The organism is uncultured Adlercreutzia sp. (assembly GCF_958431955.1).
GTDB lineage: Bacteria > Actinomycetota > Coriobacteriia > Coriobacteriales > Eggerthellaceae > Adlercreutzia.
In genome coordinates, this window is sequence record NZ_CAUASN010000034.1 from 1 (window position 1) to 12,724 (window position 12,724).

Below are 12,724 nucleotides of genomic sequence, written 5' to 3' on the forward strand. Positions count from 1 at the left end.
CGGGGCGAGCGGCGGCAGATTCCGCAGATTGGCGGGCGGGGGAAGCGGCCGGACGGGTCGCGGCAGCAGATGAGGCCATTAGCGGCAGTCGCCTTCTTTCGCGATGAGCACGGTGATGGGCGATTCCTTGGTCACCGCGTAGCTGACGCTTCCGAGGAAGCCCTTCACACCGCCCTGGCCACGGCTGCCCATGATAATGAGGTCGCAGCCCTCGTCCTTCGCGCAGTTCACGATGAGGTCGGCCGGCGAGGTGCCCTTGAGCACCTTCACCTCGGCAGGATTCGGCAGCTCAGAGGCGATGGCCTCCAGCTCCGCGCGGATGGCCATGGCGTCCTCTACCATGACGGTGTCCATCCCCGCGGCCGCCGAGCCCGAGGAGAACAGGCGCATGACGTGCACAAGCACCACCTCCGCGGCAGGGTTCGACTGGGCGATCTCGCGCATGACCTCCAAGGCCCGGTGCGACGGAGCGCTTCCGTCGTAGGCCACGAGGATCTTATGGCACCACATGGGGCATCCTTTCTGTCAGCATACCTGATAAGCAGGCTGTCAAGTCCTGCGACCATTGTAGCCCCGCCCATCAAACGCCACAAATTGTTTTAGTTCTTGTTGATTTGGGTTACAAAATTAGAACAAATGTGCTATAATCACATATAGAATAGGTGGTGGGGTTGCCTCTATTCAAGGAGGTTACCTATGGTTACTTGGACAGATTTGTTTGCATTCTGCCTTGTTGTAATAGCGGCCATCAGCCTGGTGCTGGAACTGACTCGGCGCCGGAAAGAGTAAAGCCGCCCCCGCCTGACAGCGGAAGCGGCCCCTCAACACAATTACCCAAAAGTATTGTGAGGCGGCCCGCCGTAGCCGCGGCGACCACCTGTTCTTCATTATAAGAGCCGTCGAGCGAAAGTCAACAATCTTCTCCGCGACGCTCCTACTCCGCCGCCACGAAGGTGTCGCGGTCGGGAGCGAAGGACTGCATGGCCTCGATGGTGCGGGCGAACAGCTCGTCCAATTCCCAGCCGAGCATCTCCGCGCCGCTCGCGATGACCTCGCGGCTCACGCCGGCGGCGAAGCGCTTGTCCTTGTACTTCTTCTTGAGCGACTTCACATTGAAGTCCATGACCGACTTGCTCGGGCGCATGACCACAGCCGCGCCGATGAGTCCGGTGAGCTCCTCGGTGGCGAACAGGATCTTCTCCATCTGCAGCTCCGGCTTGGGAAGGTCGGGGTTGAAGTCGGAGGTATGCGACTGGATAGCGCGGATGAGCTCGGGCGTGCCGCCGGCCTCCTCGATGAGCGGCGCGGCGAACAGCGTGTGCTTCTCCGGCTCGTCGTCGTGCTCTTCCCAATCCAGGTCGTGCAAAAGCCCCACGATGCCCCAGAACTCCTCGTTCTCCGGGTCGTACTCGCGGGCAAAGTAGCGCATGGTCTGCTCGACGGTCTCGCCGTGCTCGATGTGGAAGGGGTCCTTGTTGTGGGCGGCGAGCAGCTCGAAGGCCTCCTCGCGGGTCATGCCGGCGGAAAGTGCGCTCACAGGCGCCTCCTCTCGTCTCGTGTTTTCGTCCGGGAACCACTATAGCGCCTTAAGCGACGCGCAGCCGTTGGAATTCCCTCTACAAAAAGAGGGGCGCCGCTGGAGACACCTCCAACGACGCCCCGAAAGCGTTGCGGCAGGACGGGCGCCCGGCACTGCGCCAGAGGGGCCCGCGGCCGAGAAGCCCTTAGGCAGCCGGCTTCTTGCCGAAGATGGTGCGTGCGCCCTTCACCGCCAGGATGACGGCGAACACCATGAGCAGAAGGCCGATGACCAGCTGCAGCACCGTGGCCGCGTCCACCGTGCCGGCGGCGATGAGGCCGATCTTGCCCCACACCGTCAGGGCGAGCGAGCACAGCGTCACCACCATCATGAAGGCCATGGGCAGGTAGAACATCTTGTTGTTGCGGCCCGCATTGCCGAGCCACGCGCACACGGCCAGAAGGCCGAGGGCGGCCAGAAGCTGGTTGGCGGCGCCGAACAGCGGCCATACGAGCTGGTAGCCGGTCAGTCCCAGGCCCACGCCGAAGATGACCGTGATGATGGTGGCCACCCACGGGTTGGTGAGGATCGCGCGCCAGCCGGTCAGCTCGCTCATCTCCATGCCGTGGGGCGTGAACAGCTCCTGGAACATGTAGCGGCCCAGACGGGTGGCGGTGTCGAGCGAGGTGAGGCAGAACACCGACACGGCCAGCACGAGCAGCGCGTAGGCGATGGACTCCACGCCGGCCAGCCCGGGCACGCAGGCGAGCATCTGGGAGAGGCCCGCGGCGAACACCTGGGTCGGCGAGGCGTAGGTGCCGTCCATGTAGCCGGCGAACACGAAGGCCACCGCGCACAGCGAGATGACGGCGACGAGGCACTCCAGCAGCATGCCGCCGTAGGCGATGGGCTGGGCCTCGGCCTCGCGGTCGAGCTGCTTGGAGGTGGTGCCAGAGGCCACCAGGCTGTGGAAGCCGGAGATGGCTCCGCAGGCGATGGTGATGAACAGGGCCGGGAACAGGAAGCCCGAGGCGGCCACCTTGCTCTCGCCCGCCGCGGCCGCGAAGCCCGTGAACGCGGGGATGTCGAGCGAGGCGGCGTCACCGGTCAGCCCGGCGCCGATGATGCCGATGAGCGCCAGCGCGATCATGCCGTAGAGCAGGTAGCTCGACAGGTAGTCGCGCGGCTGCAGCAGAATCCACACCGGGGCGACCGAGGCCAAGAGGATGTAGAGACCCACGATGAACATCCAGGTGGTGTTGTCGAGGGCGATGACGGGCAGGTTGTAGCCCAGGGCCACCACAACCACGATGATGGCGATGGCCGAGACGATGTTCGCCGCCGTGGGAATCTTGCGGCCGCGGGTGATGAGGCCGTAGATGACGGCCACCACGATGAACAGCACCGAGATCATGGCCGTGCGCATGTTCGCCATATTGCCGGCCTCGGCCGTCGCCGCGGCCGCCGCGTCGTCCAGCGGCACCGGCACCACGGCGAAGGTGCTCGCCACAATAGAGGCGAAGGCGGCCACCACCAGGATGAGCGTCAGATAGGCGAAGATGCAGAACAGCTTCTTGGCCGTGTCGTCGATGTTATGCGCGATGACCGTGGCAAGCGTCTGCCCCTTGTGGCGGATCGAGGCGAACAGCGCGCCGAAGTCGTGCATGGCGCCGAAGAAGATGCCGCCGATGAGCACCCACAGAAGAACCGGCACCCAGCCGAAGATGGCGGCCTGGATGGGGCCGTTGATGGGGCCGGCGCCCGCGATGGACGAGAAGTGGTGGCCGAGCACCACGTAGGGGGCGGCGGGCACGTAGTCCTTGCCGTCCTCCAGCTCGTGGGCCGGCGTCGGGCGGTCGGGCTCAACGCCCCACTGCTTGGCGAGCCAGCCGCCGTAGAAGATGTAGCCCGCGACGAGCACGATAATGGCTACGATGAGAATGACCAATGCGTTCATTCCTGTCCTTCCTTTCCTTTCCCTTTATCTCCCCACGCGCGAAACCCTCACGGCCGACGCCTCCGCCGAAGGCGCCTCGGCATCGGCTGCGGACGCGAACGCGGCAGCCGCCACGGCCGCGTCCTTTCCGCCCTCTGCCAGGGCACCCTCGGCAAACGCGTTCGCCGCCAAGGTTTCCACGAGTGGCTTCCCCTGAGTGTTGGCCCACACACGGCGCGCCGATAGATCGACGGCGGCCACGCGCAGATCGGCCCATCCCTTCAGCCCGAAGGCGAAATTCTTGCGGAAACGCGCCTTGCGTACGTGGCGCGCCGCCTCGCCGTCCACCGCATCGGCCACCACGACCAGTGACAAGTACGAGCTCATATGCTCGGGGGTCAGCTGCACCTTGGCCAGGGCCTCGTGGGTCATGAAGTGCAGCAAGTCGTTCAGCTCCGCCTCGTCCAAGCGAGATGTCGGCCAGAAGAACAGGTACTCATGGCTGGAGGCCTCCCATAGCTTCGCGCGCTTCACGAGCACGTACTGGGAGGCAGATGAGTGGAATTCGGCGTAGCCGGGAAACGTACGGCCCCCGAAGCAGTGGTCGCGCTCGACGTCGAACCACGCCTCGTGGGCGGCGAGAAGTCGCTCGATGACTTCCATGCGGCCAGCCATGACCATCGCCTTCTTCCCCAAATAATAACCCTGCGAATGAACGTTATGAGATTAGTACGATCTCGCCGCCAGCGCAAGGAGGTATTTTGACAAATTATCAGGTCAGGGGGAGGCTTGCCCGCGAGCGCAGACGCCGCCGTGCGCCCTAGAACACCACGCCGAGGCCGTTGCAGATAAGGCCCCAGAAAACGCCCGTGGCGTAGAGCGCCGCGATGATGGCGAGGTTCTGCCTCCAGTGGCGGTTGGCGCGCACGAGCACGAGCAGGCCCACGCCGGCGGAGACGAGCAGGCCGGCGAGCATGGCGCCGGCGCCGAACACGCCGTCCACGTAGAGCTGGGCGATGACCACGCTGGCGGCGCAGTTGGGGATGAGCCCCACGAGCGCCGTGGCGAAGACCGAGAAGTTGGGGTTGTCGCCGAGGAACTGGGCCAGGGCCTCCTCCCCCACCGTCTCGAGCACGATGTTCAACACGATGGTGATGATGAAGATGAACAGCGTCACCTGCACGGTGTGCTTCGTGGCGCTGAGAAGGATGCCCTTCCAGCCGTGGCCGTGGCTGTGGGTGTGCTCCACGTCGTCGTGGTGCTCGTAGGCGCGCTCGGGGGCCATCTCGCAGGTGTGGCAGTCGTGGTTGCAGCCGCACTGGTCCCGCTCGCACAGCTCGTGGATGCGCAGGCGATCCTTGTCGCGGCGGGCCAGGCGCAGCACCGCGTCCACCACGAAGCCCATGACCATGCCGATGACCACCTTCGCGCCCATGATGGAGAGGATGGTGTTGCCCGGCACCGATTCAGCCAAAAAGATGGGCAGCATCTCATCGGAAGTGGAGAGGAACACGGCGAAGAGCGTGCCGAGGGTGATGACGCGGCCGGCCCACAGCGTGGCCGCCACCGCCGAGAAGCCGCATTGGGGCACCACGCCGAGGAAGGCGCCCACGATGGGGCCGGCCGCCCCGGCATGGCGGATGGCATTTTGGGTCTTCTCGCCCGTCTTGTGCTCGAGCCACTCCATGGCCAGGTAGGTGACCCACAGGAACGGGATGAGATAGAGGGTGTCGGCCAGCGAGTGCTCCAGCACGTGCTCGGCTATGTGCATGATTTCGTCCATGGGCCCATTGTAGAAGAAAGGCGCTCCGAAGAGCGCCTTTCCGCGAGTTAGTTTGTTAAGCGGTTACTGAACCGGCAGCCCTTGCGGGCGCGCGGCCTAGTACATCCCGCCGCCACCGCCCATGGCGCCGGCCAGGGCGGACAGATCGGGACCCTCCTTGGGGATCTCGTTGATGGTGGCCTCAGTGATGAGGATCAGCGCCGCCACGGAGGCCGCGGACTGCAGCGCGGTGCGGGTCACCTTCACTGGGTCGTTCACGCCCATGGCGATCATGTTGCCATACTCGCCGTTGGCGCAGTTCAGACCCTCGCCGGCCGGCAGGCTCTTCACCTTCTCGACCACGACGGAGCCCTCGAAGCCCGCGTTCTGGGCGATGGCGCGCATCGGGGCCTCGATGGCCTTGCGGATGATGTTGATGCCGACTTCCTCGTCCTTGTCGGCAGCCTCGACGGAGTCCAGGGCGCCGATGGCGTCCACCAGGGCCACGCCGCCGCCGGCGACGATGCCCTCCTCCACGGCCGCGCGGGTCGCCTGCAGGGCGTCCTCGATGCGGGACTTCTTCTCCTTCAGCTCGGACTCGGTGGCAGCGCCCACCTTCAGCACGGCCACGCCGCCGGACAGCTTCGCCAGACGCTCCTGGGCCTTCTCGCGGTCGAAGTCGGAGTCGACGCGCTCCAGCTCGGCGCGGATGATCTGGATGCGGTTCTGGATGTCTTCCTTCTTACCAGCGCCGTCCACGATAAGGGCGGTGTCCTTGGTGACCTTCACGGTCTTGGCGGTGCCGAGCATCTCCATGGTGGCGTCGGCCATGGTCATGCCGAAGTCCTTGTCGATGACCTGGGCGCCGGTGACCACGGCGATGTCCTCCAGGATGCGCTTGCGGCGGTCGCCGAAGCCGGGGGCCTTGATGGCCACGACGTTCAGGGTGCCGCGCAGGCGGTTAAGCAGGATGGTGGAGAGAGCCTCGCCCTCGACGTCCTCGGCCACGATGAACAGCGGGCGGCCGGAGCGCATGATCTCCTCCAGCAGCGGAACCATGTCCTGGATGGAGTTGATCTTCATGTCGGTGAGCAGCACGAAGGGATCCTTCAGCACCGCCTCCATCTTCTCCATGTCGGTGGCCATGTAGGGAGAGATGTAGCCGCGCTCGTACTGCATGCCCTCGACGATCTCCATGTCAATGCCGAAGATGGTCTGGGACTCCTCGACGGAGATGGCACCGTCGTTGCCCACGGCGTCCATGGCCTCGGCGATCTTGTCGCCGATGGCGGCGTCGCCGGCGGAGATGCGGCCAACGTTCGCGATCTGCTCCTTGGTGGACACCGGGGTGGCGGCGGCCTTGATGGCCTCCACGATGGCGTCGGTGGCCTTCTCGATGCCGCGGCGGATGCCGAGAGCATCGGCGCCGGCGGTCACGTTCTTCAGACCCTCGGAGACGATGACGTCGGCGAGCAGGGTGGCGGTAGTGGTGCCGTCGCCGGCCACGTCGTTGGTCTTCACGGCCACCTCGCGCACCAGCTGGGCGCCCATGTTCTCCACGGGGTTTTCCAGCTCCACTTCCTTGGCCACGGTCACGCCGTCGTTGGTGATGAGCGGGGCGCCGTAGGACTTCTCCAGGGCCACGTAGCGGCCCTTGGGGCCGAGCGTCACCTTCACGGCGTCGGCCAGCTTGGACACGCCCGCGGCCAGGCCGGAGCGAGCGTCGGTATCGAACTTGATTTCCTTAGCCATAAGTTCGCGTTCCTTTCGAATTCTCTTCTATTTATTCAACAACCGCGTAAATGTCGTCGGCACGGAGAATGAGCACGTTCTCGCCGTCCAGCGCGATCTCGGTGCCGCCGAACTTGCCGTAGATGACCTTGTCGCCGACCTTCACGGGCATGGGGAGCAGCTTGCCGTCCTTGTCCATCTTGCCCTCGCCCACGGCGATAATGGTGCCGGTCTGCGGCTTCTCCTTGGCATCGGAGGCCAAGAAGAGCCCGGAGGCGGTGGTGACCTCGGCCTCGTCCTGCTTCAGGATGACGCGGTCGCCCAGAGGCTTCAAATTCATAGCTTGCCGTCCTTTCAATGGTTTGCGTAGTGCGGGTGCACAACCTCTCATTTAACCACTCGATCGGGTTAAGTGCTAGCACTCCGCAACTACGAGTGCTAAACAGGAAGACATCATAACAGCAACGGGACGGAATACAAGGGGCGCGAAGGAAAAACTTGAGTTTTTTCCGCTCAGGTTTCCTGCGATTATGCTATTGATCAGGGATTACCCGACCACTCTCATTTTTGTGCAACTGCGCAGCTATGCCCCTGCGGGAGCAACGAGCCCCGTCTCGTAGGCGAACACGACGAGTTGGGCGCGGTCGTGGGCGTCGGTTTTCGCCATGATGCGCGCCAGGTGGGTCTTCACCGTGGCAGGCGAGATGAACAGCTCGGCGGCGATGTCGTCGTTGGAGAGGCCGCGGGCCACCAGCATGAGTATCTCGCGCTCTCGGTCGGTAAGCGACGCCAGCGCCGCCCGGCGGCTGTCGGCAGCGCTCGCGCTTCCCCAGCCCGCCCGCGGGCGCGCGGCCACGAAGGTCTCCACGAGCCGCCGCATCACCGAGGGCTGGATGAGCGCGTCGCCGTCGGCCACCACACGGATGGCCGCGGCGATGTCGTCGGGGTCGGCGTCCTTCAGAAGGAAGCCGCTCGCGCCGGCGGAGAGGGCATCGAAGACGTACTCGTCGATATCGAAGGTGGTGAGCACGAGCACGCGCGTCTTGGCCAGCAGCGGATTGCCCGTGATGGCGCGGGTGGCCTCGATGCCGTTCATCTCGGGCATGCGGATGTCCATGAGCACCACGTCGGGCTTGAGGCGCTGGGCCTCGGCCACGGCCGCATCGCCCGTCTTCGCCTCGCCGACGATCTCGATGCCCGGATAGGTGCCGAGGATCATTTTGAAGCCGCTGCGCACGAGGTCCTGGTCGTCGACGACGAGCACGCGAATGGGGCGGTCGGCCTCAGTCGTAGGATCAGTCATGGGGCTCCTCCTTCTGCGCCAGGGGAATGGACACCTCGATGCGGGTACCGCCTTGCGCCCGCTCTGCGGCGGCGAAGGTGCCGTGGAGCAGCCGGGCGCGCTCGCGCATGCCCAAGAGCCCGTGGTGGTCGCCGGAGACATCGGCCCCGGCAAGACCTCGCCCGTCGTCTTCCACCACAAGCCGGGCACAGCCGGCAGCCCCGTCGACGGCCAGCTCGACAAACGCCTCGGAGGCACCGGCATGGCGCACGATGTTCGTCACGGCCTCCCGCGCAATGCCGTAGAGGGCCACGTCGATGAAGGCCGGCACTGCCGCGCGGTCGTAGGCCTCCATGGCCAGCGAGGCCTGCACGCCGGCACCTTCCAGATAGGCAACCAGGTCGGCCATGCGGTCGGTACCCTCGGTGGGAGCCGTCTCAGCCGGACCCTCGCCCGTGCGCAAAACGCCGATCATCGCGCGAATTTCCTCCAGCGCGGCCTTGGAGGTGCGGCGCACCTCGGCAATGGCCTCCTTTGAGGCGGCCGGGTCGCGCTCCACCAATCGCTCGGCGGCAGCCGCCTGGATGCTCACCGCCGACAGCGAGTGCGCCGTGATGTCGTGCACCTCCCGGGCGATGGAGACGCGCTCGGCCTCCACCCGGCGGCGCGCCTCGGTCTCGCGGGTGCGCTCGGCGGCGAGGGCCCGTTCCTCGATGGCGAGGATGCGTTCCTGGTGCTCGTGCAGCGCGTAGCCGGCGAAGGCGGCCGCCAGGGCGAGGGCCAGGTTCTGGAACACCGTGAGCTGCGTGAGGATGCGCGACTGGTCGGGAGGGGTCGGCGCGAGCAGGAACACCGCCGCTGCCAGGGCGCAGGCCGCCACGGCCTCGCCGCGCGAGCGTGTGGACGCCACGGTGAAGAGCGCCGCCAGCGGACCGACGATGGAGAGCGCGATGCCGTTCAGCTCGGCCTGCAGCAAACACCACGCCACCAGCGTCCAGGCGAACACAGCCCAGGGAGCCTTGCGGCGCAGCACCAGCGGCAGCGTGGTGAGCGCGATGGCGCCCAAGGTGAGCGTCGTGGGCACCATGGCCTGGATACCCATGAGCCGCCGCATGAAGTCGTCGGGAATGAGCAGGTTCACCGCCAGGGTGAGCTGCAGGCACGCGAACCCGAAGGCACCGAGCGCGATGACCGCGTCGATGAGCCAGTCGGTGGCCGTAAGCCGGGTGGTCTGTCGGAATATCTTATCCATGAGCACCATGGTAAACGACCCGCGTCAGCCGCGCCATACTCCGCGCAGTGTAGTTGCGAGCTTGTCAACCGTAGAAGGGCGCCTCCGGATAGGGCGGCTCGAGCGCGCGCTTGAAGGCGTTGGCGGCCGTGCGGGAGAGCACGTAGTCCACAAGCCGCTCCGCCTCGGCAGAGGCGAGCCCGTCGCGCTCCAGCGCCGAGATGATGGCGGGCGCGTCGCGACCCTCTTCCACACTCGCCACGAGAATGCGGTCGAGGGTGGCGTAGTCGATGCCGAGGGACTTCTCGTCCTCCTGATCGGGGGCGAGCTCGGCCGAGGGGGGCTTCACGAACACGTTCACGGGAATGGGCAGCACCTCGCCGGCCTCGGCGGCGCGGCGGTTGCGGGCGCGGGCCATGGCGAACACGTCGGTCTTGTACACCCCACCCAAGGGCGCGAAGGCCCCGGCCGTGTCGCCGTAGAGGGTAGAGTAGCCCATGCAGGCCTCGGACTTGTTGCCCGTGTTCAGCATGAGCCAACCATGGGCGTTCGACAGCGCCATGAGGCACACCATGCGGCAGCGGGCCTGGGTGTTCTCGGCGGCCAGACCTGAAAGGGCGCCCCCGCAGGCGCGGGCGAGCACGGACTCGAAGGCCTCGAAGGGCTCGCAGATGGACACGGTGCGCACCTCGATGCCCAGATTGGCCGCAAGCGCCTCGGCGTCATCGATGGACGACTCACTCGAATAGGGCCCCGGCAGCATGACGCCGTGCACGCGCGCGGCACCGAGGGCGTCGGCGGCCATGACGGCCACAAGCGACGAGTCCATGCCGCCCGAAAGGCCGATCACCACCTCGGAAAAGCCCGCGTCGCACACAAAAGCGCCGAGGGCCGCCGTGCAGGCGTCGTACATCTCTAGGGGTTCCATGGCCGTCCTTTCCATCGGTGGCACGCGAGTTCCTTCCCAGCAGTATGCCAGGGCTTTGTTTCCCCCCGGTTACCGCCGCTCAAGCAGGCTCACGCCTCGGGGACGTCCACCTCGATGGAGTCGATCTGCAGCTCGCGACCGGCCAGAAGCTCGGTGGCGAAGCTGTCGCACTTCGGGCAGAAGCGGCTGTACAGGTCGTGCTCGAATTCCTCGCCGCATTCCAAACACAGGCTGCGGGGGCGAATCATCGTGAGATCGAGCGTGGCGCCCCGGGTGAAGTCGTCGGCCTCGGCCAGGGCCTCGAAGGCGAAGACGAGCGCGTCCTCCACGGCCTCGGTGGCCTCGCCGATGGACACCTTCACGCCCAAAAGCCGCGTCGCCCCGGCTTCCCGGGCCGCTTCCACCGCCGCGTCCATCACCCCGGTCATGAGTCCCAGCTCGTGCATAGCGCTTTCCTTTCCTGCGATATGAAAAGGGGCGGAGTCTCCCCCGCCCCTGTGCTTTCCGTTTGCTCCGAGCGCGCCGGAGGCCCCCTACTCGTCTTCCTCGGCGGCGAGGCGCTCGTTCTGGGCCTTGATGCGACGCCCGAGCACCAGACGCGCGATGAACAGGCTGCCCTCGTAGAGCACGATCATGGCCGCAAACATGAGCAGCATGGTGACCGGCGAGGCATCGGGGGTGACCACGGCGCAGATGACCATGAGCACTACGTACACCGTCCGCCAGCTGCCGCGCAGCTTCTTATAGGGGATGACGTCGAAGATGACCAGGTAGAACACGATGAGCGGCAACTCGAAGGCGAAGCCGAAGCCGAGCTCGAACTTGATGATGATGTCGATGTAGGAGCTCATGCGCGGCGCCACGTAGCCGAGGCCCATGGCCTGGTCGGTGAGCCACTGGAACGCTGGGTTCAGGATGACGCAGTAGCAGAACACCGTGCCGATCATGAACAGGGCCACCGCCGCGGCGAAGGTGGGGATGAACCACTTGCGCTCGCTCGGCTTCAGCGCCGGCAGGAAGAAGGCCAGAAGCTGCCACAGGATAACGGGCGAGGTGGCCACGATGCCGGCCCAGACCGATATCTGGAAGCGCACGGCGAAGGCCTCGAAGGGGTCGATGGCCTGCAGCGATGCCATGCCGTTGGCCGGGTTCACCGGCAAGAACTCGGCGATGGGCATGAGCAGGAACTGGCCCATAGTGGGCGTGGCCATGTAGAACACGATGACGGCCACGGCCAGGCAGGCCACGATGCGCACAAGGCGCATGCGCAGCTCGCCCAGGTGGTCGAAAAGCGGCATGCGTGCCGGTCCGATAGGCATGCTAGTTCTCCTTCTTCTCGGCGGGGGCGTCGGCGGCCTTGGCGGCGGGAGCGTCGTCGGCGGCCTCGGTCACCGTCTTGGCGGCCTCGGCGGCCTTCTTGGCCTCGGCTTCGGCCTTGCGCTTGGCCGCGGCCTCCTCGCGCTTCTTGGCGGCCTCGGCCTTGCGGGCCTCGGCGGCGGCCTTCTTCTCCTCGGCCTCCTTCGCCTTGCGCTCCTCGGCCTCGGCCTCCTTCTTGGCCTGGCGCTCCTTGTCGTAGCGGGCCTTGCGCTCGGCAAAGCTCTCGGGCTTGGTGGGGGCCTCGTCGGCACCAGCCTCAGCCTCGGCCTGAGCGGCCCTGGCGGCCGCGGCGCCGGCGGCGGCCGTGGTGGTCGTGGCCTTCTTGGCCTCGCTCACCTTCTTCGTGGCCGTCGTCGCGGCCTTCTTCGCGGCCGCGGTGCCCTTGCTCGCCTTCGCGGCCACATCATCCAGGGCGTCGAGCGGATTCTTGAAGGGCTCGTCGGAGTCCTTGTCGAACACCATCTCGCCCTTGAGCACGCCGCTCATCTCCTCCTGGGCGCTCCGGAACTTCGCAATGGCCTTGCCGAGGGTCTTCGCCATGGCAGGCAGCTTGTCGGGCCCGAAGATGAGGAACCCGAACAGCAGAATGAGGAAAAGCTCGAATCCGCCGATTCCAAACACGTCGCGATCCTTTCGTGAGGCTCTACAGGGAGAGCACGGTTAAAGCCATGGTGGGAATGCCGAGAGCCAGCACGAGGATGACGCAGACGATGACGGTGAAGATCTTCTTCGTGCGCGCCTTGGCCTCGGCGGCCTCTTTGGCGCGCCGCTCGCGCTCCTCGGCCGCGCGGATGCGCTCGGCCTGCTGCTTGCGCGTGACGTTCTTCGCCCCGATCTTGTTCTTCTTCTGAGACATCGTGTGCGCTCCTCGTAGTTTCTCTCGTAGCAAATTCGCCATTATCGCAGATTGCGCCGCCCAGCGCCAGAGGAAAACCCTCTGGCACGGGGCGGCGCTGCA

The 12,724-nt window shown here is 65.9% G+C and carries 14 protein-coding genes; all 14 read right to left on the reverse strand.

The genetic code is table 11. The annotated features are described in order from the left end of the window. Positions 1–78 precede the first annotated feature (78 nt). Positions 79–510, reverse strand: a complete 432-nt coding sequence (locus tag Q5064_RS09290; RefSeq protein ID WP_302964108.1) for a universal stress protein — start codon at positions 508–510, stop codon at positions 79–81. Between the two features lie 424 nt (positions 511–934). After that, positions 935–1,537 (reverse strand): HD domain-containing protein, encoded by a 603-nt coding sequence (locus Q5064_RS09295; RefSeq protein WP_150839282.1) that lies wholly within the window; start codon positions 1,535–1,537, stop codon positions 935–937. A gap of 187 nt (positions 1,538–1,724) precedes the next feature. Beyond that, positions 1,725–3,476 (reverse strand): carbon starvation protein A, encoded by a 1,752-nt coding sequence (locus Q5064_RS09300; RefSeq protein ID WP_302964110.1) that lies wholly within the window; start codon positions 3,474–3,476, stop codon positions 1,725–1,727. Between the two features lie 24 nt (positions 3,477–3,500). Further along, the gene (locus Q5064_RS09305; protein WP_302964111.1) at positions 3,501–4,130 is read right to left on the reverse strand and encodes a hypothetical protein; all 630 of its coding nucleotides are present in this window, start codon (positions 4,128–4,130) and stop codon (positions 3,501–3,503) included. 145 nt (positions 4,131–4,275) lie between these two features. Continuing rightward, positions 4,276–5,238: a putative manganese transporter gene (locus Q5064_RS09310; RefSeq protein ID WP_302964113.1), complete on the reverse strand. Its 963-nt coding sequence runs from the start codon at positions 5,236–5,238 to the stop codon at positions 4,276–4,278. A gap of 96 nt (positions 5,239–5,334) precedes the next feature. Continuing rightward, positions 5,335–6,969 carry a chaperonin GroEL gene (gene groL, locus Q5064_RS09315; protein ID WP_302964115.1) on the reverse strand — a complete coding sequence of 545 codons (1,635 nt, stop codon included), beginning with the start codon at positions 6,967–6,969 and terminating at the stop codon, positions 5,335–5,337. A gap of 31 nt (positions 6,970–7,000) precedes the next feature. Then, entirely contained in the window at positions 7,001–7,288 is a 288-nt protein-coding gene (groES, locus tag Q5064_RS09320) for a co-chaperone GroES (protein WP_302964118.1), read from the reverse strand. Positions 7,289–7,531: 243 nt separating this feature from the next. Further along, on the reverse strand, positions 7,532–8,251 hold the full coding sequence (locus Q5064_RS09325; RefSeq protein WP_302964120.1) for a response regulator transcription factor: 720 nt from the start codon (positions 8,249–8,251) through the stop codon (positions 7,532–7,534). Then, positions 8,244–9,482: a sensor histidine kinase gene (locus Q5064_RS09330; protein WP_302964121.1), complete on the reverse strand. Its 1,239-nt coding sequence runs from the start codon at positions 9,480–9,482 to the stop codon at positions 8,244–8,246. The genes Q5064_RS09325 and Q5064_RS09330 overlap by 8 nt, the downstream gene beginning before the upstream one ends. A 64-nt stretch (positions 9,483–9,546) precedes the next feature. Further along, positions 9,547–10,389, reverse strand: coding sequence for an NAD(+) synthase (gene nadE / locus Q5064_RS09335; protein WP_302964123.1), 843 nt, complete (start codon positions 10,387–10,389; stop codon positions 9,547–9,549). 89 nt (positions 10,390–10,478) lie between these two features. Further along, a complete protein-coding gene (locus Q5064_RS09340; protein ID WP_278798165.1) occupies positions 10,479–10,835 on the reverse strand; it encodes a hydrogenase maturation nickel metallochaperone HypA in 357 nt (118 codons plus the stop codon). An 87-nt stretch (positions 10,836–10,922) separates the two neighbouring features. Beyond that, positions 10,923–11,708 (reverse strand): twin-arginine translocase subunit TatC, encoded by a 786-nt coding sequence (tatC, locus tag Q5064_RS09345; RefSeq protein WP_302964125.1) that lies wholly within the window; start codon positions 11,706–11,708, stop codon positions 10,923–10,925. Position 11,709: 1 nt separating this feature from the next. Beyond that, positions 11,710–12,387 carry a twin-arginine translocase TatA/TatE family subunit gene (locus Q5064_RS09350; protein WP_302964127.1) on the reverse strand — a complete coding sequence of 226 codons (678 nt, stop codon included), beginning with the start codon at positions 12,385–12,387 and terminating at the stop codon, positions 11,710–11,712. Positions 12,388–12,409: 22 nt separating this feature from the next. Beyond that, a complete protein-coding gene (locus tag Q5064_RS09355) occupies positions 12,410–12,601 on the reverse strand; it encodes a CASC3 protein CASC3 (protein WP_302964156.1) in 192 nt (63 codons plus the stop codon). Positions 12,602–12,724: the final 123 nt, after the last annotated feature.